General features: G+C 69.6%; 21 protein-coding genes. 11 read left to right on the top strand and 10 right to left on the bottom strand.

From position 1 onward, the window contains the following. The first annotated feature begins 57 nt into the window (after positions 1-57). Positions 58-1,185: a glycosyltransferase gene (locus NB3_RS01680; RefSeq protein WP_067795830.1), complete on the top strand. Its 1,128-nt coding sequence runs from the start codon at positions 58-60 to the stop codon at positions 1,183-1,185. A gap of 63 nt (positions 1,186-1,248) precedes the next feature. Beyond that, positions 1,249-2,139 carry an SDR family oxidoreductase gene (locus NB3_RS01675; RefSeq protein ID WP_084485577.1) on the top strand — a complete coding sequence of 297 codons (891 nt, stop codon included), beginning with the start codon at positions 1,249-1,251 and terminating at the stop codon, positions 2,137-2,139. Here the strand turns inward: NB3_RS01675 and soxR are convergent. Continuing rightward, positions 2,108-2,596, bottom strand: a complete 489-nt coding sequence (gene soxR / locus NB3_RS01670) for a redox-sensitive transcriptional activator SoxR (RefSeq protein WP_067795363.1) — start codon at positions 2,594-2,596, stop codon at positions 2,108-2,110. The two genes, NB3_RS01675 and soxR, sit on opposite strands and share 32 nt — an antisense overlap. A gap of 135 nt (positions 2,597-2,731) precedes the next feature. Here soxR and arcA point away from each other — a divergent pair, with 135 nt between their 5' ends. Together arcA and NB3_RS01660 are read left to right on the top strand one after the other, a co-directional pair. Next, complete coding sequence (gene arcA, locus NB3_RS01665) at positions 2,732-3,988, top strand: arginine deiminase (RefSeq protein WP_067795360.1); 1,257 nt, start codon at positions 2,732-2,734, stop codon at positions 3,986-3,988. Positions 3,989-3,996: 8 nt separating this feature from the next. Next, positions 3,997-4,356: a GntR family transcriptional regulator gene (locus NB3_RS01660; RefSeq protein WP_067795357.1), complete on the top strand. Its 360-nt coding sequence runs from the start codon at positions 3,997-3,999 to the stop codon at positions 4,354-4,356. Between the two features lie 17 nt (positions 4,357-4,373). Here NB3_RS01660 and NB3_RS01655 read toward each other — a convergent pair whose 3' ends face one another. Next, a complete protein-coding gene (locus tag NB3_RS01655; protein WP_067795353.1) occupies positions 4,374-5,999 on the bottom strand; it encodes a dolichyl-phosphate-mannose--protein mannosyltransferase in 1,626 nt (541 codons plus the stop codon). 341 nt (positions 6,000-6,340) lie between these two features. Between NB3_RS01655 and rsmI the strand changes: the two genes are divergently transcribed. Together rsmI and NB3_RS01645 are read left to right on the top strand one after the other, a co-directional pair. Further along, positions 6,341-7,189 carry a 16S rRNA (cytidine(1402)-2'-O)-methyltransferase gene (gene rsmI, locus NB3_RS01650; protein WP_280516555.1) on the top strand — a complete coding sequence of 283 codons (849 nt, stop codon included), beginning with the start codon at positions 6,341-6,343 and terminating at the stop codon, positions 7,187-7,189. Positions 7,190-7,257: 68 nt separating this feature from the next. Further along, on the top strand, positions 7,258-8,010 hold the full coding sequence (locus tag NB3_RS01645) for an isocitrate lyase/PEP mutase family protein (protein ID WP_067795824.1): 753 nt from the start codon (positions 7,258-7,260) through the stop codon (positions 8,008-8,010). A gap of 73 nt (positions 8,011-8,083) precedes the next feature. Here NB3_RS01645 and NB3_RS01640 read toward each other — a convergent pair whose 3' ends face one another. Together NB3_RS01640 and metG are read right to left on the bottom strand one after the other, a co-directional pair. Next, positions 8,084-8,752 (bottom strand): TetR/AcrR family transcriptional regulator, encoded by a 669-nt coding sequence (locus tag NB3_RS01640; protein WP_067795350.1) that lies wholly within the window; start codon positions 8,750-8,752, stop codon positions 8,084-8,086. A 210-nt stretch (positions 8,753-8,962) separates the two neighbouring features. Then, positions 8,963-10,549, bottom strand: coding sequence for a methionine--tRNA ligase (gene metG, locus NB3_RS01635; RefSeq protein WP_280516554.1), 1,587 nt, complete (start codon positions 10,547-10,549; stop codon positions 8,963-8,965). Positions 10,550-10,620: 71 nt separating this feature from the next. Between metG and NB3_RS01630 the strand changes: the two genes are divergently transcribed. From NB3_RS01630 to rsmA, 3 genes are all read left to right on the top strand, one after another. Beyond that, positions 10,621-11,448: a TatD family hydrolase gene (locus tag NB3_RS01630; protein ID WP_067795344.1), complete on the top strand. Its 828-nt coding sequence runs from the start codon at positions 10,621-10,623 to the stop codon at positions 11,446-11,448. Positions 11,449-11,657: 209 nt separating this feature from the next. Further along, on the top strand, positions 11,658-12,785 hold the full coding sequence (locus tag NB3_RS01625; protein ID WP_067795341.1) for a resuscitation-promoting factor: 1,128 nt from the start codon (positions 11,658-11,660) through the stop codon (positions 12,783-12,785). 53 nt (positions 12,786-12,838) lie between these two features. Next, positions 12,839-13,720: a 16S rRNA (adenine(1518)-N(6)/adenine(1519)-N(6))-dimethyltransferase RsmA gene (gene rsmA / locus NB3_RS01620; protein WP_067795338.1), complete on the top strand. Its 882-nt coding sequence runs from the start codon at positions 12,839-12,841 to the stop codon at positions 13,718-13,720. A 69-nt stretch (positions 13,721-13,789) separates the two neighbouring features. On the opposite strand, the gene NB3_RS01615 is transcribed toward rsmA, so the two are convergent. Continuing rightward, positions 13,790-13,996: a heavy-metal-associated domain-containing protein gene (locus NB3_RS01615; protein ID WP_067795335.1), complete on the bottom strand. Its 207-nt coding sequence runs from the start codon at positions 13,994-13,996 to the stop codon at positions 13,790-13,792. A gap of 153 nt (positions 13,997-14,149) precedes the next feature. Then, the gene (locus tag NB3_RS01610; protein ID WP_067795332.1) at positions 14,150-15,952 is read right to left on the bottom strand and encodes an ABC-F family ATP-binding cassette domain-containing protein; all 1,803 of its coding nucleotides are present in this window, start codon (positions 15,950-15,952) and stop codon (positions 14,150-14,152) included. A 286-nt stretch (positions 15,953-16,238) separates the two neighbouring features. Here NB3_RS01610 and NB3_RS01605 point away from each other — a divergent pair, with 286 nt between their 5' ends. Further along, positions 16,239-17,087, top strand: coding sequence for an LLM class flavin-dependent oxidoreductase (locus tag NB3_RS01605; RefSeq protein ID WP_067795329.1), 849 nt, complete (start codon positions 16,239-16,241; stop codon positions 17,085-17,087). A gap of 402 nt (positions 17,088-17,489) precedes the next feature. On the opposite strand, the gene NB3_RS01600 is transcribed toward NB3_RS01605, so the two are convergent. Together NB3_RS01600 and NB3_RS01595 are read right to left on the bottom strand one after the other, a co-directional pair. Beyond that, positions 17,490-18,425, bottom strand: coding sequence for a 4-(cytidine 5'-diphospho)-2-C-methyl-D-erythritol kinase (locus NB3_RS01600; RefSeq protein ID WP_067795822.1), 936 nt, complete (start codon positions 18,423-18,425; stop codon positions 17,490-17,492). Positions 18,426-18,776: 351 nt separating this feature from the next. After that, complete coding sequence (locus NB3_RS01595; protein ID WP_067795327.1) at positions 18,777-19,529, bottom strand: SDR family oxidoreductase; 753 nt, start codon at positions 19,527-19,529, stop codon at positions 18,777-18,779. A 76-nt stretch (positions 19,530-19,605) separates the two neighbouring features. Here NB3_RS01595 and NB3_RS01590 point away from each other — a divergent pair, with 76 nt between their 5' ends. Next, positions 19,606-20,199: a TetR/AcrR family transcriptional regulator gene (locus NB3_RS01590; RefSeq protein ID WP_067795325.1), complete on the top strand. Its 594-nt coding sequence runs from the start codon at positions 19,606-19,608 to the stop codon at positions 20,197-20,199. On the opposite strand, the gene NB3_RS01585 is transcribed toward NB3_RS01590, so the two are convergent. Together NB3_RS01585 and NB3_RS01580 are read right to left on the bottom strand one after the other, a co-directional pair. Continuing rightward, positions 20,196-21,089: an Abi-alpha family protein gene (locus tag NB3_RS01585; protein ID WP_067795322.1), complete on the bottom strand. Its 894-nt coding sequence runs from the start codon at positions 21,087-21,089 to the stop codon at positions 20,196-20,198. The two genes, NB3_RS01590 and NB3_RS01585, sit on opposite strands and share 4 nt — an antisense overlap. Continuing rightward, entirely contained in the window at positions 21,080-22,354 is a 1,275-nt protein-coding gene (locus tag NB3_RS01580; RefSeq protein ID WP_244891732.1) for a DUF445 domain-containing protein, read from the bottom strand. The genes NB3_RS01585 and NB3_RS01580 overlap by 10 nt, the downstream gene beginning before the upstream one ends. Between the last annotated feature and the right edge of the window lie 76 nt (positions 22,355-22,430).

Genomic DNA, 22,430 nt, shown 5'->3' with positions numbered 1-22,430 from the left:
ACGACCGTTCACGCACCGTTGGGCGCCGGTAACCCGATCCGCTGCACGATCGGCGACGTGCGCATAGTTCAGCTTGCGAACTTCTACGGTCCGCGGTCGGGTGGGCTGCGCACGGCGCTGCACCACCTGGGCGAAGGGTACGTCGCCGCCGGACACGACGTGGTGCTGATCGTGCCTGGCCCGCACCGGTCGGAGGAGATCCTGCCCACCGGAGTCGTGCGGATCACGCTGCCCGCGTTGGCCATTCCGTGGACCGGCGGTTACCGCGCCGCGGACCCGCGCCGGGTGGCCGACGTCCTGGACGGATTGCGTCCCGACGTGCTCGAGGTCTCCGACCGGTTGACGTTGCGCGGCTTCGGTCGCTGGGCGCGGCGGCGCGACGTGACCGGCGTGATGATCTCCCACGAGCGGCTCGACCGCCTGCTCGGTCAGGTGCTGCCCGGCCCGCTGGCGCGGCGCTGCGCCGACGTGGCCAACCGGCACACCGCCACCGACTACGACATCGTCGTGTGCACCACCCGCTTCGCGCGGGAGGAGTTCTCGCGCATCGGCGCGGAGAACGTCGAGCTGGTCCCGCTCGGCGTCGATCTCGAGCTGTTCAATCCGCACCGGCGCGATCGCGGGCTGCGGGCGGATCTGGGCGTGCCGGGTCATCCGCTGCTGGTGCACTGCGGCCGATTGTCGGTCGAGAAGCGGGTGGATCGCAGCATCGAGGCGGTCGCGGCGTTACGGGAAGCGGGCATCGAGGCGCGGTTGGTCGTCGCCGGTGACGGTCCCCGCCGCGACGCGTTGCGGCGGCGGGCCCGCGCGCTCGCGCCGCTACCGGGCGGCGTGCCCGCCGTGCACTTCACCGGCTTCATCACCGAGCGCGCGATGGTCGCCAGACTGCTCGCCACCGCGGACGTCTCGCTGGCGCCGGGCCCGCACGAGACCTTCGGTCTCGCGGCGCTGGAAGCGCTCGCCGCGGGCACGCCGGTGGTGGCGAGCCGCTCCTCCGCGCTGGCCGACATCGTCACGGCCGACTGCGGCGCGGTAGCCGCCGACCATCCCTCCGCGTTCGCGCGGGCGGTCAGCGACGTGCTGGCCATGCCGCAGGCCCGTCGGCGCAGCGCCGCGCGCAGCCGCGCCGAGCAGTTCACCTGGCCGCGCGCCGTCGCGGGCATGCTCGCGGTGCTGGGCCGTTAGCGGCGTCCCGGTCGGCGGCTGTCGCCTGGACTACCCTGCGGAGAACCGATTCGGCGATTCGAGATGGGATGCGCAGTGCTGGGTAGAGGTCGCGGGCGAGCGGGTCGAACGACGGTGCGCGATGCGAAGGTTCTGGTCACGGGCGCGGCGAGCGGCATCGGGCGGGCCACCGCGCTGGCCGCCGCCGCGCAGGGCGCGCGACTGGTGCTCACCGACATCAACGCCGATGGTCTGGACGCCACGGTGGCGGACATCCGCGCGGCGGGCGGGGACGTCACCGTGGCTCGACCGCTCGACATCACCGACTACGACGCCGTGCGCGCCTTCGCCGACCGCGTGCACGCAGAACTCGGCAGCCTCGACGTCGTGATGAACATCGCGGGCACGTCGGTCTGGGGGACGGTGGAGAACCTGGAGCACAAGCACTGGCGGCGCATGGTCGAGGTCAACCTGATGGGGCCGATCCACGTCATCGAGACCTTCGTGCCGCCCATGGTGCGCGCGGGCAAGGGCGGTGCGCTGGTCAACGTGTCGTCGGCGGCGGGCCTGCTCGCGTTGCCATGGCACGCGGCCTACAGCGCGGGCAAATTCGGCATTCGTGGCGTCTCCGAGGTGTTGCGGGTGGATCTGGCGCAGCACGGCATCACCGTGCACCTGGTCGCGCCCGGCGCGGTGAACACTCCGCTGGTGCACAGCGTCGAGCTGGTCGGGGTGAACAAAGAGGACCCGAAGATCAAGCGGCTCACCGCGGCGTTCACCGAGCACGCGGTGCCGCCGGAACGGGTGGCGACGGCGATACTGCGCGGGATCGAACGCAACCGGTTCCTGATCTACAGCTCTTTCGACATCCGTTTCGGTTACTGGTGGAAGCGCAAGTTCGCCTTCCCCTACGAGTTCCTGATGCGGCGCACCAGCGCGCGGTTCAGCAGGCTGCTGGCTTCGACGGGCAGTTGAGCTGCACGTCCAGCACACGCGCGCCGGGGCCTTCGGCGCCGAGCCGGTCGTGCTCGTTGACCAAGCGGCAGGTGCCGAGGGAAAGGCAGCCGCAGCCGATGCAGCCGGTGAGGCTGTCGCGCAACCGGATCAGCTGGGTGATCCGGTCGTCGAGGTCGGCGCGCCACGTGGTGGACAAGGTCTCCCAGTCGCGCCGGGTGGGCGTGCGACCTTCCGGTAGTTGATCGAGGGCCGCGCGGATCTCGCTCAGCGGTATGCCGACGCGCTGGGAGATGCGGATGAACGCCACCCGGCGCAAGGTCTCGCGGGCATATCTGCGCTGGTTCCCGCTGGTGCGTCTGCTCGTGATGAGCCCTTCGCGTTCGTAGAAGTGCAACGCGGAGACCGCGACTCCACTACGCTCGGAGAGCTGCCCGGGGGTCAGCTCTTTCGCCCGCCAATCGGCTGCTGTCGACATGCACGCTCCTCCCAATCACCTCAACAATACTTGAGGTTAGGGTGTGCCGGACCGGATTCGCCGATCGCACGGCGATCCGCATGCCGAAGCCGGAATTTCCGTGCTCTCCCGGCCGCGGCGCACTACGGTTCGATCATGGGAGCAGATGCTGGGTCCGCGCGGGAGGGCGCGCGTTTGGCCGTGACGTCCGAAGTCGGCACGCTGCGGACGGTGCTGCTGCACCGGCCTGGCAACGAGCTGCGCAGACTGACCCCGCGCAACAACGATCAGTTGCTGTTCGACGGCATCCCGTGGGTGGAGCGCGCGCAGCAGGAGCACGACACGTTCGCCGACGTCCTGCGCGGCCGCGGCACCGAGGTGCTGTTGCTGTCGGACCTGCTCGCCGAGACCATCGAGGTCAGCGGCGCGGCGCGGATCCAGGGCATCTCGGCCGCCGTCGACGCGCGCAGGCTGGGACACACGCTGGCCGACGAACTGGCCGCCTTCCTGCGCGGCGTGCCCGCGCGGGAACTGGCCGAGATCCTGATGGCGGGGATGACCTTCGACGAATTGCCGTTCGGGCCCGACGCCACCTCGCTGGTGCGCCGCATGCACCACGGCGGCGACTTCGTCATCGATCCGCTGCCCAATCTGCTGTTCACCCGGGATTCCTCGTTCTGGGTCGGTCCGCGCGTCGCGATCACCTCCCTCGCGCTGCCCGCCCGCGGACGGGAGACCTCGCTGACCGATCTGATCTACGCGTTCCATCCCCGCTTCCTGGGCGTGCGCCGGGCGTACGAATCGCACACCGCTCCGATCGAAGGGGGCGACGTGCTGCTGCTGTCGGACGGTGTGGTCGCGGTGGGCGTCGGCGAGCGCACCTCGCCCGCGGGGGCGGAAGCGCTGGCGCGCAGCCTGTTCGACGACGACCTCGCCCACACCGTGCTGGTGGTGCCGATCGCGCAGACCCGCGCGACCATGCATTTGGACACGGTGTGCACGATGGTCGACGCCGACGCCGTCGTGATGTATCCGGCGGTGCGTGAATCGTTGTGCGCCTTCACCATTCGCAAGGCGGACGACTACGGTGGACGGCTCGGCAGCGGCCGGGTGGACATCAGTGGCCCCGATCCGTTCCTGCCCGCGGCCGCCGAGGCGATGGGTATCGGCAAGCTGCGGGTGATCGATACGGGGCTGGACGGCGTCACCGCCGAACGGGAGCAGTGGGACGACGGCAACAACACCCTCGCGCTCGCTCCCGGCGTGGTCGTCGCCTACGAGCGCAACGAGATGACCAACGCGAGGCTGGAGGACGAAGGCATCGAGGTGCTGCGCATCCCCGGCTCGGAACTGGGTTCCGGCCGCGGCGGCCCGCGCTGCCTGTCCTGCCCGCTGTCGCGCGACGAGCTGTGAGCGCGGGCATGTTCAGCATCACGATCTCGCACGACTCCGCTGTGCCGCCCTACGAGCAGCTACGCCTTGGCATCATCGCCCAGGTGCGCTCCGGTGAGCTGACCGCGGGAACCAAGATCCCCACCGTCCGCGCCCTCGCGGCCCAACTCGGCCTCGCCCCCAACACGGTGGCACGCGCCTACCGCGAGCTGGAGGCGGACGGGGTGGTCGAAACCAGGGGCAGGCAAGGCTCGTTCATCGCCTCGTCAGGCGACCCGACCCGCGACGTGGCAGGCCGCGCGGCCACCGCCTACGTCGCGACGGTACGCAGATTGGGCCTGGACGACGCCACCGCCCTGCGTTATGTGCAGGCGGCCTTGGAAGGTTGACGATCCGCCCTTCCTCATCACCGCCAGCTGGGCAGCCAGAGATGGTCGTGCCAGTTGGCCGGGGTGATCGGTAGCGCGGTAAGAATCGGCCAGAGCCAGATGAAGTTGGCGATCACCAGGCCCAGGTAAAGGCAGACCGCGAGGAGTCCGAGGCTGCGGCGTTCGTTCGGGGGAGTGGGCAGGTAGGTCCCGGCGGGGCTGCGGGGGATGATGCTCGCCCGCGCGGGGCCGAGCACGTCGCCGAGCACCAGCGCCACGCCCATCGCCAGGAACGGAGCCATCGGGACGGCGTAGAAGTAGTACATCTGCCGGTCGAGGGTGGCGAACCAGGGCAGCAGCGCGGCGCCGTAGCCGACCAGCACCGCGCCGTGGCGCCAGTCGCGCCGGACCACGGCGCGCCACAGCATCCAGGCCAGCACCGGGAAGGCCACCCACCAGATGGCGGGCGTCCCGATCAGCATCACGGCCTTCACGCATTGCGTCTGCCCGCACCCGGTGACGCCGCTGTCGGCGTAGTAGTACAGCATCGGGCGCAGGCCCATCGGCCAGGTCCACGGCTTGGATTCCCACGGATGATGGTTGCCCGCCGAATTGGTCAGTTCGGTGTGGAACTCCAGCGATCTGGCATTGAAATACCAGAGCGAACGCAGTGCGCCCGGCACCACATGCGACCAGAATCCTCCGGTGCCGATCGGGTCCGTGGGCGCGGACGGATTGCCCGGCATGTACCGGTACACGCCGGTCTCGCTCGCGAACCAGGCCCAGTAACTGGCCAGATAGACGCCGAGCGGCACGAGCACCAGCGCGTACAGCGCGGGCCCGACGTCGCGCAGCGCGACCCCGAGCCAGGGACGGCGCACCCCGTAGAGCCGCCGCGCCGAGAGGTCGAAGTAGACGCTCATCAAGCCGAACGCGGCGATGAAATAGATCCCGGACCATTTGGTCCCGCAGGCCAGCCCGAGCAGCACGCCTGCGCCGAAGCGCCACCAGCGCACCCCGAGGCGTGGTCCCCAGTCGGTCACGCCGATCCGGCCCTGCGCGTCGGCGCGCGCGAACCGGGCGCGCTCCTCGTCGCGGTCGACGATCAGGCAGCCGAAGGCGGCGGTGATGAACAGCGCCATGAAGATGTCCAGCATGCCGATGCGCGAGGAGACGAAGGTCAGCCCGTCGGCGATCAGCAGGATGCCCGCGATCGCGCCGATCAGCGTGGAGCGCGTCATCCGCCGTGTGATCCGGATGACCAGCAGCACCAGCAGTGTTCCGGCGAGCGCGGCGGTGAAGCGCCAGCCCCAGCCGTTGTAGCCGAACATCGCCTCGCCGATCGCGATGAACTGCTTGCCGACCGGCGGATGCACCACCAGCCCGTAACCGGGGTTGTCCTCGACCCAGCCGCCGGTGAGCATCTGCCAGGCCTGCGGGGCGTAGTGCTTCTCGTCGAACACGGGGGTGCCCGCGTCGGTCGGGTAGTTGAGCATGGTGAAGCGCGTCACCGCCGCGATGGCGGTGAGGAACGCCGTCACCAGCCAGCCGCGCGCGCGGTCGGTCGGGCCGAAGTCGCGTGGCGGCCGCAGCGGTCCCGGGCTCGACCAGGAGGGCACGGACGGAAACCGTGCGTTCGCGCGCTGGTCGGTCACCTGGGTCACGCCCCGATCGTATGCTCCTCCGCCTCTCCGGGCCTTCAGGCCGTACTAGTTGGGTGGTTCCAGATTCGCGTTCAGGTCCTGCGTGAGTGCCGCTGTCGTTTTGGGCGTACCCGGTGAGTTACCCATGTGCTCACGAGATCGGCTGTTACGTGTAGAGAACGAGCCCGGCTGACTCGCGGTCGGCCGCGGGCGTGAGTGAGATTTGTCTCGAAGGCATGCGGGATTGCTTCTTCCGATGCGGCCGAACCTCGTTGCCGCCGGTATCTGCTGGGGCCGTGGCGTCGATGGATAGGCTGCGGGTGGGCGGTTGTCGCCGGATACATGATGCGGACGGGAGTGCGGTGGTCAACGAGACGGCGGGTGGGCTGGTGCTCGCGGCAACGCCGATGGGTGATGTCGGTGACGCCTCGCAGCGGCTGCGCGGCGCGCTGTCCACGGCCGATGTCGTCGCCGCCGAGGACACCCGCCGCACCAGGTCGCTGGCGAAGGCGCTCGGCGTGGAGATCTCCGGCCGCGTGGTCAGTTTCTACGATCACGTCGAGACCGCACGGATTCCGATGCTGCTCGACGAGATCGCCGACGGTCGCACGGTGCTGCTGGTGACCGACGCGGGTATGCCGTCGGTGAGCGATCCCGGCTACCGCATGGTGGCGGCGTGCGTCGAGCGGGACCTGCCGGTGACCTGTCTGCCCGGTCCATCGGCGGTGACCACGGCGCTGGCGCTGTCGGCCCTGCCGGTGGAGCGTTTCTGCTTCGACGGATTCCCGCCACGCAAATCCGGCCAGCGCCGGGAATGGCTGCGCGCTTTGATCGCCGAACCGCGCGCCTGCGTCTTCTTCGAGGCGCCGCATCGGCTCGCCGACTGCCTGGCCGACGCGGTCGAGATCCTCGGCGGCGACCGTCGCGCCGCCGTGTGCCGTGAGCTGACCAAGACCTACGAGGAGGTCGTCCGGGGGACGTTGGCCGAGCTGGCCGAGTGGGCCGTCGAGGGCGCACGCGGCGAGATCACCGTAGTGCTCGCGGGCGCCGAGCCCGCTTCCGCCGACCCCGCCGACCTGGTGGACGCCGTCGAAGCCCGCGCCGCGACGGGCCTGCGCCTGAAGGACGCCTGCGCCGAGGTCGCCGCAGTGCACGCCGTCTCCCGGCGCGAGCTCTACGACGCGGTGCTCGCCGCGCGCCGCACCTCCTAGCGGCCTGCTGTGCGGCTTCGCCGCGCGGGTGGTCGACCGACGCCGTGGCGGCGGGCATGATCAACGGTATGACTTCTCTGGAGAGCAAGGCCACGACGTTTCTCGGGTTGCACGTCCCGGGTGATCCCGGCGTCTTCCCGACGGTGTGGGATGCGTGGTCCGCGAAAGTCGCCGTGGCGGCGGGCTTTCCGGCCCTGACGGTCGGCAGTCATCCGCTGGCCGATTCGATCGGCCGCTCGGACGGGGAAGGGATGACCTTCGACGAATCGCTGACCCGGGTGCGGCAGATCACGGCGGCGGTGGACGTTCCGGTGTCGGTCGACATCGAGTCGGGTTACGGGCAGGAGCCGGCGCGGCTGGTCGACGGCCTGCTCGAGGCGGGCGCGATCGGACTGAACATCGAGGACACCGTGCACAGCGAGGGCAGGCGCCTGCGCACGGGCCAGGAGCACGCCGACCTCGTGCACGGATTGCGCAAGGCCGCCGACGCCGCGGGCGTGCACCTGGTGATCAACGCGCGCACCGACCTGTTCCTGCGCCAGGACGGGGACGAGGCCGACCGGGTGGACCGCGCCATCGAGCGGCTGCGGCTGGCCGCCGAGGCGGGCGCGGACGTGCTGTTCCCGGTGGGCAGGCACGCCGACGCCGACATGCGCCGCTTGACCGCTGAACTGCCGCTGCCGATCAGCGCGACCGTCCTCCCCGATCAGGCGGACAAGGCCGCCCTCGCCGACCAGGGCGTCGCACGGATCACCTTCGGCCCGTTCCTGCAGGCCGCGCTGACCAAAGAGATCAACACCCTGCTCGACCGCTGGAAGTGAGAAACGCGTTCGCGGTGAGCCCCGCCGGGCGACCGGCGGGGTGCGCGGCGGCCGAGCGAACACGCCGTCGCGATCAGGAGGGAACGGGTAGTCCGAGCACGCTCATGACGAACTGGACGAACAGCGGCGCCAGATCCGGGACGCGCGCTGGTCCGTCGGAGACGATCACCCGCCGCGTCCGCTCGCCGATCGCGTCCGGGATGAGGGCGATCAGTCCGTCGGACAGTTCGGGAAGCGCCGGGTCCGTCGCCCGCGCCTCGTCGTAGAACACCCGGTACAACTGAGCGAAGCGGTCGACGGCCAAATCGCGGTAGCCGACGGCCTCCTGGTTCACCTTGAACGACTCCACCAGCACCAGCCTGGCGAAATCCGGCTCGGTGGCCACGGTCTGGCAGAAGGTGACGACGATGGATTCGATCTTCGCGTAGGCGTCGGCGTCCGGCGGCAACTGGGCCAGTTCGTCCGCGATCCTGGTCGCCATGATGTCGACGCCCGTGTGCACGGCCTCGGCGAAGCACTCCTCTTTGTTCGCGAAATGGTCGTAGAAGGTCGTCCGCGAAACCCTGGCTCTGGCAACGATGTCGGTGAGGGTGGTGGCCGGGTAGCCCTTGTTGTCCACCGACTCCACCATCGCCTCGACCAGCCTGCCGCGCTGCGACGTGAGCACGGCCTCGCGTGCCGCCCGATGCCGTTCGGCGAAACCGGACCGGTGAACGGATGCCGTCGCGTGCTGCTGGCCCATAGGTGCCCTCTCTGTGCCGGAACCGATTCCGAACGGAACGTCGTCGTACCGATCGCGCACGGTCCGGGGCGTCGCCAGGCCGCGAACCGGTGTTTCATTATCCGACAACGCATTCCACGGCGGGAAGGCAGGTGGATCCACCCGTGGGCATCCCGCAGCGGAACACCGGAAAGCGTTGTGCGCCTAACGGTTACGGCAGGCGGAGCGGGCTCAGTCCTTGGGTTCGACGTACTTCGGGAACACCGGTTCCGGTGCGGGCAATGCCAGCCCCGGCTCGATCGCCGTCGCGATGTCGGCGAATGTGCGGTTCTGCTGCCCCAGCTGGTCGAGAATGCGGCCCGCCGATCCCGGCATCACCGGCTGCACCAGGATGGCGACGATGCGCAGCACCTCCAGCGTCACATACAGCACGGTGGCCTCGCGGGCGAGATCCTCCGGGGTGCCCGACTTCGCCAGCGCCCACGGCGCCTGCGCGGAGAAGTACCGGTTCGTCTCGCCAAGGGTCAGCCAGATCGCCTCCAGCGCCAGATGCATCTGCTGCGCGTCGAACTCGGTCCGGCAGCGTTCCAGCAGGCCGCCCGCCAGATCCAGCAGGGCGCGGTCGTCCTCGGTGAACTCGCCCGGCGTCGGCACCACGCCGCCGCAGTCGCGCCCGACCAGCTTGGTGCTGCGCTGCACCAGGTTGCCGAACTCGTTGGCCAGGTCGCTGTTGATCCGGCTCACGATGGCATCGTGGCTGTAGCTGCCGTCCTGGCCGTAGGAGATCTCGCGCAGCAGGAAGAAGCGCACCGCGTCCAAGCCGTAGTTCTCCACCAGCTCCAGCGGATCGACCACGTTGCCGACCGACTTGGACATCTTCTCGCCCTTGTTGTACAGGAACCCGTGCACGAACACGCGTTTCGGCAGCTCCACTCCGGCCGAGAGCAGGAACGCGGGCCAGTACACGGTGTGGAACCGGGTGATGTCCTTGCCGATGATGTGCAAGTCGGCGGGCCAGAACTTGCCGAAGGCGGCGGAGGACGTGTCCGGGAAGCCGACGCCGGTGAGGTAGTTGGTGAGCGCGTCCACCCACACGTACATGACGTGGTCGGGATGGCCGGGCACCGGCACACCCCAGTCGAAGGTGGTGCGCGAGATGGACAGGTCCTTCAGACCCGCCTTGACGTAGCTGACGATCTCGTTGCGCCGGGTGGCCGGCGCGATGAATTCCGGATGCTCGTCGTAGAGCGCCAGCAGCTTGTCCTGGTAGGCCGACAGCCGGAAGAAGTAGTTCGACTCCTCGGTCCAGGTGACCGGCGTCTTGGATTCGGTGGAGACGCGGGTGCCGTCCTCGAGCACCGTGGTCTCCTCGTCGGTGTAGAACGCCTCGTCCCGCACCGAGTACCAGCCGGAGTAGTTGCCCAGGTAGATGTCGCCGTTGGCCAGCATCCGCTCCCAGATGGCGACGCTGGCCTCGTGATGGTCGGCGTCGGTGGTGCGGATGAACCGGTCGAAGGAGATGTCGAGCGTCTTGTCCAGCGCTTCGAACACGTCGGAGTTGCGCGCCGCGAGCTCTTCCACCGGGATGCCCTCGGCGGTGGCGGCCTGCTGCATCTTCTGGCCGTGCTCGTCGGTGCCGGTCATGAAGAACACGTCGTAACCGTCGAGGCGCTTGAAGCGGGCGATGGCGTCGGCCGAGATGTACTCGTACGCATGCCCGATGTGCGGCGCGCCGTTCGGGTAGGCGATGGCCGTGGTGATGTAGAAGGCGGGGCGGTCAGCTGCGCTCATGGTGTGTCTACTGTAATGCGCGTGCATTCTTTCGCTCGCGTGAATATGCCCGTCGCCGATTCGCGAGTCCCCGCGTCCGCGCCGCGGGGTGGCCGCCGATGAGCGCGAAGCGCGCCGCGCCGGAACTGCCCGAGCCGCTGTCGCCGATCGTGGACGCGCATACCCACCTGGACGCCTGCGGCGCGACCGACGCGGCGTCCACCGCGGCGATCGTCGACCGGGCCGCCTCGGTCGGCGTCGGCCGGGTGGTCACCGTCGCCGACGACCTGGCCGCCGCGCGCTGGGCGGTGCGGGCCGCGCACTGGGACGATCGCGTGTTCGCCGCCGTCGCGCTGCATCCGACCAGGGCGAACGCGCTCGACGACGACGCGAAGGCCGAGCTGGAGCGCCTGGCGGGCGACCCGAGGGTGGTCGCTGTCGGCGAGACCGGCCTCGACTACTACTGGCCGGGCAAGCTGGACGGCTGCGCCGACATCGAGACTCAGATCGAGGGTTTCCGCTGGCACATCGACCTGGCCAAGCGGGTGCGCAAGCCGCTGATGATCCACAACCGCGAGGCCGATCACGATCTGCTGACCGTGCTGCTGGACGAGGGCGCGCCGGAGCGCGTGATCTTCCACTGCTTCTCCTCGGACACGAACATGGCGCTGTCCTGCGTGGCGGAGGGCTACATCCTGAGCTTCTCCGGGACGGTGAGCTTCAAGAACGCGCACGAATTGCGCGAGGCGGCCAAGGTGGTGCCCGACGACCAGATCCTGGTGGAGACCGACGCGCCGTATCTGACCCCGCACCCCTTCCGCGGGGCGCCGAACGAGCCGTATTGCCTGCCGTACACCGTGCGGGCGCTGGCCGAGTTGCGCGAGCAGGATCCGCTGGAACTGGCGGAGATCACCACCGCCAACGCGCGGCGCGTCTACCGGATCTGAGCGGGACGCCCGCCGAGCGACGCGGGGCTGCGATGGGCATCACGAATGCCCGTAATGCATCGGTGTACACGAAATGTGTCCTATGTCACTTTCGATGTTCCGTTTCGTGATTTACCTGCGGGGTCGATATTCGATCGTGATATTGAAAAGGCCCTGTTCCGGAGCTTGCTGTTGTCGGCGCCCTGCCCCCTCGTTATCGTGCTGTGACCATGTCCCCCTTCACGCGGATCAACCAGTCGCGTTCGCCGCTGCTGCACATCGCGGTCGGCGCGCTGCTGCTGACGCTGATCGTCGGCGCCGGCCTCGCGATCGTGAATCGCAAGACGGTGACCGTCGTCGTGGACGGCGAGAAGCTCTTCCAGACCACGATGTCGCGCGACGTGCGCGGCGTGCTGAAGGCGGCGGGCTTCGCCGTGACCGACCGGGACAAGGTGGCGCCCGCCCTGGCCGCGCACATCGCCGACGGCGCGACCATCACGCTCAACCGCGCGCGTGAGGTCGATCTGTCGGTCGACGGGTTGACACAGAAGGTGTGGACCACCGGAGTGACCGCGGGAGAGGCGCTCGAACAGCTGAAGATCTCGAAAGAGGTGTACGTCTCGCCCGCCCGCGACGAGCGGCTCCCGCTGCAGGGCGCGTCGCTGACGATCGCGACGCCGCGCGTGGTCTCGCTGGTGGACGGCATCGGCAATCCGGTGGACGTGCGCGCCGCCGCACCCACCGTCGGCAAATTCCTCGAGGTGACCGGCATCCCGCTGATCGAGCAGGACTCCGTCGAGCCCGCCGCGTCCACCCCGCTGACGAACGGCCTGCGCGTCACCGTGACGCGCAAGCGGGTCGAACAGCACACCGAGACGCTGCCGCTGGATCCGCCGGAGAACGTCATCGAGGACCCGACCATGAACATGAGCCGCACGGTGGTGGAGTCCGCTGGCGCTCCCGGCGTCCAGAACGTCACGTTCGCGGTCACCATGGTCAACGGTCGGGAAGTCGACCGTCAGGCGATCGGATCGACGGTGACCGTGGCGGCGCAGCCGAAGACGGTCCGCAAGGGCGCCAAGCCGGGCACCGAGGTGCCCCCGGTGCGGGACGGCGACATCTGGGACGCGCTGGCCCGCTGCGAGTCGACCGGCAACTGGTCGATCAACACCGGCAACGGCTACTACGGCGGCGTGCAGTTCGACCAGGGCACCTGGGAGCGCCAGGGCGGGCTGCGCTACGCCCCCCGCGCGGACCTGGCCACCAGGGAAGAGCAGATCGCCATCGCGGAGATCACCCGGCAGCGGCAGGGCTGGGGCGCCTGGCCCGCGTGCACCGGTCGCCTCGGCATCGGCTGACGCGGGGGAGACGGTCGCGCCTGGCCCGCGCCGCCGGTTGATAGATTCTCGAGGTGTCCGAACCTGATATTTCCGCTCGTGGGAGTGCGGCGCTGCTCGGGCCCGCCGAAGTGCGGGTGCTCGCCGAGCGGTTCGGGGTGCGGCCGACCAAGCAACTCGGGCAGAACTTCGTGCACGACGCGAACACGGTGCGGCGGATCGTCGCGGCCGCGGGCGTCGGTCGCGGCGATGTGGTGCTGGAGGTCGGGCCGGGTCTCGGTTCGCTGACCCTCGCGCTGCTGGACGTGGTCGACTCGGTGGTCGCCGTCGAGATCGATCCCGTGCTGGCGCGCCATCTTCCGGTGACCGTCGCGGACCGGGCGCCGCAACTCGCGTCGCGCCTGTCGGTGGTCGAGGCGGACGCGCTGCGCGTCACCGCCTCGGATCTGCCCGCCGCGCCGACGGCGCTGGTGGCCAATCTCCCGTACAACGTGGCCGTTCCGGTGCTGTTGCATCTGCTCGCCGAACTGCCCGGCATCGCGGTCGCTCTGGTGATGGTGCAGGCCGAGGTGGCCGATCGTCTTGCCGCCGAGCCCGGCGGCCGGATCTATGGCGTGCCCAGCGTGAAAGCGGGCTTCTTCGGAACGGTCCGGCGGGCCGGGGCGGTGGGCACCCAGGTGTTCTGGCCGGTGCCGCGGGTGGAGTCGGGGCTGGTGCGGATCGATCGCTTCGCCGAGCCGCCGTGGCCGATGGACGCCGAGCACCGTCGCCGCGTCTTCGAGGTCGTCGACGCCGCTTTCGCGCAGCGGCGCAAAACGCTGCGCGCCGCGCTCGCCGCCTGGGCCGGTTCGCCCGCCGAGGCCGAGCGTCGCCTGATCGCCGCGGGCATCGCTCCCACCGCCCGCGGCGAAACTCTCGACACCGCCGCTTTCGTCCGGCTGGCCGCCCAGGCGTAGCACCGTGCGCACGGCGGTGGCTCCGCGACCGGCATGGGCCGGTGCGCGGAGCCACTGGGTCGGCCCGGGTCAGACGGCGACTTCGTAGCCGGCTTCGTCCACGGCGGCGACGATATCGGCGTCGGCGATCGGCGCGGTGCTGTCGACGCGGACGGCGCCGCTGGCGAGATCCACATCGACGCCGGTGACCCCGTCGATCTTGCCGATCTCGGCCTGCACGGAGCTGACGCAGTGCCCGCAGGTCATCCCGGTGACGGTGTAGGTGGTGGTGGGCATGTCCGACTCCTTCGCATCCAGTTCTTCATACGGCCGGGGGGTACCCGACATCCGCAAAGATACCCCCTCCCCGTATATGTGGGCAAGGGTGCCCGCGGAGCGGTAGCGTTCCGCTCGGAGCCTCGTCCCGTCCTGCGCGGCGACGGCCGGGACTCACGCGCCGTCGGCCAGTTCCAGCCAGCGCTCTTCGGCCGTCTCCTTCTCCGCGAGCACCTGTTTGAGTTCCGCGCCGAGGGTGACCAGCTTGTCCGGGTCGGTAGCGGCGTCGGCCAGTGCGACGTGCAAGCGCTGCTCGCGCTCGGACAGCTTGTCGATGGCGCGTTCCAGCCGGGTCAGCTCCTTGCGGGCCGCGCGGTAGGCCGCGGAATCGGTGGCCGGGGCGTCGGCGGGCTTGGCCTCCGGTGCGGCGCCGCGGGTCTGGCTCGCGGCCAGAGCCGCGCGCTTGGTCAGATACTCCTCGATGCCGCCGGGAAGGTTGGTGAGCTTGCCGTCGCCGAACAGCGCCCAGGTCGAGTCGCAGATCCGCTCGATGAGGTACCGGTCGTGACTGATCACGACCAGCGTGCCCGCCCAGTTGTCGAGCAGGTCCTCCAGTTGTTGCAGGGTGTCGATGTCCAGGTCGTTGGTCGGCTCGTCGAGCAGCAGCACGTTCGGTTCCGACATGAGGATGCGGGTCAGCTGCAGGCGCCGCCGCTCGCCGCCGGACAGGTCGCCGACCGGCGTGCGCTGGCGCGCCGGGCTGAAACCGAGCCGCTCGGCCAGCTGTCCGGCGGAGATCTCCTTGTCGCCCAGCATGATTCGCTGCGCGATCTGCTGCACCGCTTCCAGCACGCGCAGGTCGGTCGGCAGGTCGTCGAGTTCCTGGCGCAGCCAGCCGATCTGGACGGTCTGGCCTTGGATGCGCTTGCCCGCGGCCAAGGTCGCGCCGGTGTCTCCCGCCAGGGTGCGCAACAACGTCGTCTTGCCCGAGCCGTTGACGCCGACCAGGCCGACGCGCTCGCCCGGCGCCAGCCGCCAGGTCAGGTCGCGGACCAGTTCCCTGCCGTCCGGCGTGGTGAGCGTGACGTCCTCGAGTTCGACGACAACGCGCCCGAGGCGTTTGCGCGCGAAGGCCGCCAGCGAGACGCTGTCGCGCGGCGGCGGCACGTCGGCGATCAGGGCTTCGGCGGCCTCGACCCGGTAGCGCGGCTTGGAGGTGCGCGCCTGCGGACCGCGCCGCAGCCAGGCCAGCTCCTTGCGAGCCAGATTGCGCCGCCTGGCCTCGGACGCGTCCGCCTGGCGGGCGCGCTCGGCGCGGGCGAAGATCCAGTCGCCGTAGCCGCCCTCGTAGCTTTCCACTTTGCCGCCGACCACTTCCCAGGTGCTGGTGGCGACGGTGTCGAGGAACCAGCGGTCGTGGGTCACCACGACCAGCGCGCTGCGGCGGCCGAGCAGGTGCGCGGCCAGCCACTGCACGCCCTCGACGTCCAGGTGGTTGGTCGGCTCGTCGAGCACGAGCAGGTCGAGTTCGCGCACCAGCGCGGCGGCGAGCGCGACCCGGCGGCGCTCACCGCCGGAGAGGTTGTCCACCGAGGTGTCCATGCCGAGGCCCGCGATGCCGATGCCGTCCATCACCGAGCGGATGCGCGGGTCGGCGGCCCATTCGTGTTCGGCGACCTCGTCTGTCATCGCGTCGTCGGCCAGCCCGGCCAGCACCACCGAACCGACCGTCGCGCCCGCGGGCAGCGTGCCGCGCTGGGTTACCACCGCCATGCGCAGGCCGCCGAGCCTGCTGACCCGGCCGCTGTCGGGTTCCTCGATGCCGGTGAGCACCTCGAGCAGGGTGGTCTTGCCGCCGCCGTTGAGGCCGACGACTCCGATTCGTTCGCCCGCGTGCACGCCGAGCGAGACGTTGTCCAGCAGCGGCTTGATCCCGAAGCTCTTGTGGACCTGTTCGAGATTGATCAGGTTGGACATGGATCCTTCCGTGTCTTGCGGGGCGTCCGAGGAGACCTGCCTGTCGCGGCCGTGGGCCCCGGGCCAGCGTACCGAGGTGGGCGGAGCGCTCGTCGGCCCGGCGAACGACGGCGAGCTTGCGCTGACGAACGGTGTTCGTTTAGATTGGCGAGGAACGAACGCTGTTCGTTCGATGAAACCGAATCGGCGCTCCCCAGAAGTACGGCCGCAGAGTGGGACGCCCGCCTCTAGCAGAGGCGTCGGCGGGCGGCTCCATCCCATTCCGCATGTTCTCTGGAGGATTCCCATGCATGTCGGCCTCGGCCTGCCCATTTCCGATCCCGCCGCGCTGCTCGACTGGGCCCGGCGCGCCGACGCGGGCCCGTTCCGCACGCTCGGGCTGCTCGATCGGCTGGTCTACGACAATCCCGAACCGCTGATCGCGCTGGCCGCGATCGCGGGTACGACCAGCCGCGTCCGAGTTCAGACCGAAGTGCTGCTCGCGCCGCTGCGCGACCCGGTGCTGCTCGCCAAGCAGGCCGCCACGCTGGACCGGATGTCCGGCGGGCGGTTCGTGCTCGGTCTCGGCGTCGGCGGTCGCGCGGACGACCACCGAGCCTCCGGCACCGACCTGCGCACCAGGGGCCGTCGCCTCGACGAGCAACTCGGACTCATGCGCGGCCTGTGGGCCGGTGAGCCGTACGGCGACGAGTGCGGGCCGATCGGCCCTGCGCCGCTGCGCCCCGAAGGTCCGGAGATCCTGTTCGGCGGTTTCCAGCCCGCCGCGCTCGAGCGCGTCGGCCGCTGGGGCGGTGGGTTTCTCGCCGCAGCCCCGCCCTCGTGGGCGGGCAAGCTCTTCGACACCGTCCGCCGTTCTTGGACCGACCACGGCAGGCCGGGCGAGCCCAGGATCGTCGCCCAGGTCAACGTGGCCATCGGTCCCGACGACGTGATCGAGGACGCCCGCGCATCGATGGGCGCTTACTACGAGTTCAGCGGCTACACCGAGGGCATCCTCGCCGGCATGCTCACCACACCCGCGCAGATCCGCGCCGCGCTGGCCGAATTCGGTGATCTCGGCGCGGACGAGGTGATGTTCTATTGCTACGGGCGCGACGCCGATCAAATCGATCGGCTGGCCGACCTGCTGCCCTGAGCAAGGCTGCGCATCGGTCGCGAGGGGCACTCGGTGATGCCGAGGGTTCCCGCTGGATCGGCTCGGCTTGCGTTGTATGCCGGTCGAGCCCTTCCGTGATGCCGAGCATTCCGCCGCGTATCGCCACGAATATTCGTGCTCGCCGCAGTGTCATCGGATCACCGTGCGGTGTACACCCCATCGGCGCTCGAGCTGTTTCGGCCGCGCCTGCGCGGCTCGTCGCGGCGCGGCCGACATGCGCGGAACCCGATGCGTCGGGCCACGCCGTAGCTGTATGAACGCCCTCGCGACTGCGGTGTAGTTGCCGGCACCGTGGTGCAGCGCGCTTCGGCCGGGCCGCGCCCGGGTTGCCCTCGGCGACTTCCCGCGCCGGAAGCCGCATCTGCCCGCGGCCTTCGACGGTCAGTGCTTTCCTGACGCGTCGCCGCTGAGGACGCGCGCACCCGGCACGGGTCCGCTGGCGGTCCGCACGCTGCGGCAGACCCCGGCGCCCGCCAGTTCGGCGGCCACCGCGATCGCCGATTCCTCGCTTTCGCAGAGGAACGCGCAGGTGGGTCCGGAGCCGGAGACCAGCCCCGCCAGCGCGCCCGCGGTGACGCCCGCGCGCAGCGTGCGGCGCAGTTCCGGCTTCAGCGACACCGCCGCCGCCTGGAGATCGTTGCCGAGCAGGGGTGCGAGTTGCCGAGCGTCGCCGGAGGCGAGCGCCTGCATCAGCTGTTGTGGCTCGCCGAGCCGGGGCGGTTCGCCGTGCTCGCGCAACCGGTCGAGTTCGGCGAACACCGCAGGCGTGGACAAGCCACCTTTGGCGAAGGCGAGGACCCAGTGAAACGTGTTGCGCGACAGCACCGGTAACAAGCGCTCGCCGCGTCCTGTGCCGAGGGCGGTGCCGCCGTGCAGGGCGAACGGCACGTCGCTGCCGAGTTCGGCCGCCACGGCGCTCAGTTCCTCCCTGGACAGACCCAGATCCCACAGCTCGTTCAGACCGACCAATGCCGCGGCGGCGTCGGCGCTGCCGCCCGCCATGCCCCCGGCCACCGGAATGCCTTTCGTGATGGCGATTTCCACCAGGGGAGCGCGGCCGCCGAGATGCGCGAGCCGGACGGCCGCTTTCCACACCAGATTCGTCCGGTCGGTCGGCACCTCCGCGGCGCCCTCGCCGGTGACCCGGACGGCCAGCGAACCCGACGGCGCGATCTCCAGATCGTCGCTCAGGGACAGTGCTTGGAACACCGTGGTCAGGTCGTGGTAGCCGTCGGCACGCAGGTCGCCCACTCCGAGATGGAGGTTCACCTTCGACGGCGCCCGCACGGTGACGGGACTCGGCACAACTGACAGCACGATGCCCAAGCCTAATGGCGCAGTCGGACGGAGTCCGTCCTTAGCCCGCGCATGGCCGGAGCGAAGGCGGAGGTACGCCTAATAGGCGCAGTCGGACGAAGTCCGTCCTCAGCTCGCGCATGGCCGCAGCGAATGCGGAGGTACGCATAACAAGCGCTGCCGGACGTAGTCCGTCCTCAGCCTGCGCATGGCCGGAGCGAATGCGGAGGTACGCATAACAAGCGCTGCCGGACGTAGTCCGTCCTCAGCTCGCGCATGGCCGCAGCGAAGGCGGAGGTACGCATAACAAGCGCAGTCGGACGTAGTCCGTCCTCAGCTCGCGCATGGCCGGAGCGAAGGCGGAGGTACGCCTTACAGCAGCGCTCCGCCGGTGGCATCGATCCATTGCCCGGTCACCCATCGGGCGTCGTCGGAGGCGAGGAACCCGACGACATCGGCGACGTCGGCGGTCTGTCCGACGCGCCGGAGCGGGGACATCGCCGCCACCGACGCCTGCGCTTCGGCGTCGCGCAGCCAATTCGCGTTCATGTCGGTGTCGATGATGCCGGGCGCCACCGCGTTCACCGTGATGCCGCGCGCGCCGACCTCCTTGGCGAGCACGCTGGTGAAACTGTCGATCGCGGCCTTGGTCATGGTGTAGGCGATCAGTTGCGGCATGTGCGCGCCGTGGGTCAGGCCGGTGGAGATGTTGATGATCCGTCCGCCCGTGCGCAACCGGTCCAGGCCCAGGCGCGTGATGAAGAACGGGGCCTTGGCGTTGATCGCGAAGACCCGGTCGAACGCCGCCTCGTCGGTCCCGGCGATCGGTTCCCTGATGCCGTCGGTGCCCGCGTTGTTCACCAGGATGTCCAGTCCGTCGGCGTGCGCGTCGAACGCCGCCCACAGCGCCGCCGCGTCGCCGGGCACGCCCAGTTCGGCGCGGATCGCGAACGCCGCGCCGCCCGCGGCCTCGATCGCGGCGACCGTCTCCTTCGCTGCCTGCTCGTCGCGGTGGTAGTGCACCGCCACGCGCGCGCCGTCGCGGGCCAGCCGTTCGGCGATCGCCCGTCCGATGCCCCGGCTGCCTCCGGTGACCAGTGCCGTCTTGCCCGTCAGTGCGCCCATGACGCCTTCCTTTCTCTAGCGACCGCTACAGAAATAAAGGTAGCACATTATCTAGTGAGCGCTATAAAATTGAGCCATGAGCACGACCACCCGGGGACGACCGCGATCTTTCGATCGGGACGCGGCGCTGGACAAGGCCATGCGGCTGTTCTGGGCCCGCGGGTACGAGGCCACCTCGATCGGCGACCTGACCGCGGCCATGGGCATCGGCGCGCCGAGCCTGTACGCGGCGTTCGGCGACAAGAAGACGTTGTTCGCCGAGGTCGTCGCGAATTTCGGCGCCCGCTACGGCGGCTTCGCCGCACGGGCGCTGGCCGAGGAGAAGACCGCGGAGGCGGCGGTGCGGCGGATCCTGCGCGAGGCAGCGACGGAATACACCAGGCCGGAGTGCCCGCACGGCTGCCTGGTGATCAGCGCGGGCGTCAACACCACCAGCCCCGAGATCGCCGATCTCCTGCGCGAGATGCGCAATCGGAACATCGACACGTTCGCCGCGCGCATCCAGGCCGACATCGACGCGGGCCTGCTACCCGGCCACCTCGACGCGCGCACACTGGCCCGCTACGTCGGCACGGTGATGCAGGGCATGTCCCAGGCGGCACGGGACGGGGCGAGTCGCGACGAACTCCAGCGCGTCGCCGAGATGGCGCTGCGCGGGTGGCGGACCTAGTGGCCCGACGCGCGTCCGTCCTGCACGACCACCGGCAGGCAGGTGCGCACGAAATCCGCGCCGAAGTCGGTGAGCACCACGCTGCGGTAGATCACCTTGGTGCCGAAGCCGGAGCGCTTCAGGATCTCCCGCACCGGTGACTGCGCCTCCAGCAGCTGATACCGGTTCGGGTTGCCGACCGGCTCGCGGGCGTGCTCGATCAGGCCGAGCCTGCGCAGGTTGGTCAGGTACTGCTGGATCCGGTTCGGAAAACGCAGGCCCGCGTGCTCGCCGATCAGCGTGAGCATCGAGCCGAGGCGTTCGGAGCCGAGCGCGCGGGGGCGGCCGGTGCGGATGTCGATCGAGGGCTGCGGTCCGTCCAGATGCAGGAAGCGCAGGATGCGCGCCTCGTCCGGGGTCAATTCGGCGAGCATGCCCGCGAAGGCCGGGTGATCGTCCTCCTCGCCGTGCGGGCTGGCCGACAACCGCAGCAGCGCCGCGCCCTGCTCACGCAGCGTCGGAACCGCCTCCTGCGCGTGCGGTTCCGTGGCCGCGGGCATCCCGAGCGCCTTGCGCATCGCGTCGCGGACCTCGGACTCGGCTTCGGCCAGCACTTCTCGCGGCGGGGCACCCTCGATGCTGCGCCGCACGACGGTCGAGGTGACGCCGACCGCGGTGCCGACGCCCCAGGACGTCACTCCCGTGACCGCCGTCCACGCGACCCGTGCGACACCCGTGGCGGCACGCACGGTAGCCAGGGGAACCGTTACCCGTCTGGGTGATTCGTCGGTGTGGGCGATATCCGAAGCCGGCCGCCGGGCGATCTCCTGCGATGGCTCGGCATTCGCCGTCGCCGCGCCGAGGTGCTCGACGGCCTCGATATCGCCGTCGTCCGGACCCGCTACAGCCATGATGTCGCCACTCCCGTTCCGAAGATCAGGATATGAGCGTATCCGGCGAACAGCCCCAACACGCCGCCATGGACGAAAAGGAGCCATTCATCCTGCTTGATGGCCGCGCGCAACATGTCGACGAAGTCCGGCGGCGACAGCATCGCCATCTGCCGCGCGATGTACTCGTTGATCTGCCTGCCCTGGCGGACGTTGAATTCCGGGTCGGCGAACGCGATCGGCGCGATGGCCATGGCCTCGCTGGTGAAGGTCGACTGCAGCGAGTCGTATTCGCGGCTGCCGAGCATGAACTTGACCGCGGGGCGCGCAGGCCCGAGCGCGCGGTCGGCGGCCGGGCGCAGCGTGTCCTCCAGCATCTGCATGGTGCGGTCCGAACGCGGGCCGTTGAGCAACTCGTCGCCGATATTCGCCACGGTGATCACCTGGCTGGAAACCAATTCCGCGTATCCGTCGGTGATTTCGGACTTGCGTTTGATCAGCAGGCCCTGCCGCCACGGGACCCACCACTTCGGATATGCGGGCGCGAAGATCATATTGATGCCGATCCAGTTGACCACCCAGCCGATGATGACGCCGCCGATCGGCAGCACGGCCAGACTGGGCCACCCGGTCAGGTGCAGGACCGCCACCAGCAACACGCCCATCGGCGCGCCGAAGTAGAAACCGAAGTTCTGCATGAAACGCAGTTCCTTCGCGCCGAGCACCTGGAACAGCGTGTTGAGCAGATGCGGCCTGGCCTGGAAGTAGCGGATCACCATCTGCTTCACATCGAGCAGCTGATCGATATTCGCGCCCAATTCCTCGGTCAGCTCGCGCAGGATCTCCGGCAACTGCTGGCGCACCCTGGCGTGCACCATGTCGCGCACCTGAGCGGGCAGGTTGTACCAGAGTTGCGGGTGCTCGCGGCGCAGGATGTCCTCGACGATGTCCTTGATCTGCACGTCGGCGATGCTCGCGAGATGCTCGGCCAGCTTGTCCGGCTCGAGTTCCCGGTAGAAGTCCGAGACGCTGCCCAGTTTGGCCAGGCCCTTGTCGACCGCGATGCTGGCCATCTTGTCCGCGCGGGACGGGACGATGCCCTGCCAGCCGAACCGGCCGTCGTAGCTGAGCAGCGGCAGAACCTGAATTCGCTTGGGAAGGAAGGGATACAGCGCGCGCAGGCCGGGAACTCGGACGCCGTGGAACGCGACCGGCTTGAACAGCATGAGCACGCCGGTCCAGTTGGTGATGTAGCCGATCACCCCGGTGAAAAGGGGTATGGTCACGAGCTCGAGGAGGATCGTCGGGTGGATTCCGAAAACACTCTCTAACACGACACCCTCCTGCCGATACACCGGTGAT

The organism is Nocardia beijingensis NBRC 16342 (genome assembly GCF_001612785.1).
GTDB lineage: Bacteria > Actinomycetota > Actinomycetes > Mycobacteriales > Mycobacteriaceae > Nocardia > Nocardia beijingensis.
The sequence above is the reverse complement of the archived record's forward strand: the minus strand, read 5'-3'. Positions and strand labels throughout refer to the sequence as shown.

Coding starts and splice junctions, on each gene's coding strand:
- NB3_RS01675 (WP_084485577.1), top strand. CDS start 1,249: ATGGGATGCGCAGTGCTGGGTAGAGGTCGCGGGCGAGCGGGTCGAACG.
- soxR (WP_067795363.1), bottom strand. CDS start 2,596: ATGTCGACAGCAGCCGATTGGCGGGCGAAAGAGCTGACCCCCGGGCAG.
- arcA (WP_067795360.1), top strand. CDS start 2,732: ATGGGAGCAGATGCTGGGTCCGCGCGGGAGGGCGCGCGTTTGGCCGTG.
- NB3_RS01660 (WP_067795357.1), top strand. CDS start 3,997: ATGTTCAGCATCACGATCTCGCACGACTCCGCTGTGCCGCCCTACGAG.
- NB3_RS01645 (WP_067795824.1), top strand. CDS start 7,258: ATGACTTCTCTGGAGAGCAAGGCCACGACGTTTCTCGGGTTGCACGTC.
- NB3_RS01640 (WP_067795350.1), bottom strand. CDS start 8,752: ATGGGCCAGCAGCACGCGACGGCATCCGTTCACCGGTCCGGTTTCGCC.
- metG (WP_280516554.1), bottom strand. CDS start 10,549: ATGCACGCGCATTACAGTAGACACACCATGAGCGCAGCTGACCGCCCC.
- NB3_RS01630 (WP_067795344.1), top strand. CDS start 10,621: ATGAGCGCGAAGCGCGCCGCGCCGGAACTGCCCGAGCCGCTGTCGCCG.
- NB3_RS01625 (WP_067795341.1), top strand. CDS start 11,658: ATGTCCCCCTTCACGCGGATCAACCAGTCGCGTTCGCCGCTGCTGCAC.
- NB3_RS01615 (WP_067795335.1), bottom strand. CDS start 13,996: ATGCCCACCACCACCTACACCGTCACCGGGATGACCTGCGGGCACTGC.
- NB3_RS01610 (WP_067795332.1), bottom strand. CDS start 15,952: ATGTCCAACCTGATCAATCTCGAACAGGTCCACAAGAGCTTCGGGATC.
- NB3_RS01605 (WP_067795329.1), top strand. CDS start 16,239: ATGCATGTCGGCCTCGGCCTGCCCATTTCCGATCCCGCCGCGCTGCTC.
- NB3_RS01595 (WP_067795327.1), bottom strand. CDS start 19,529: ATGGGCGCACTGACGGGCAAGACGGCACTGGTCACCGGAGGCAGCCGG.
- NB3_RS01590 (WP_067795325.1), top strand. CDS start 19,606: ATGAGCACGACCACCCGGGGACGACCGCGATCTTTCGATCGGGACGCG.
- NB3_RS01585 (WP_067795322.1), bottom strand. CDS start 21,089: ATGGCTGTAGCGGGTCCGGACGACGGCGATATCGAGGCCGTCGAGCAC.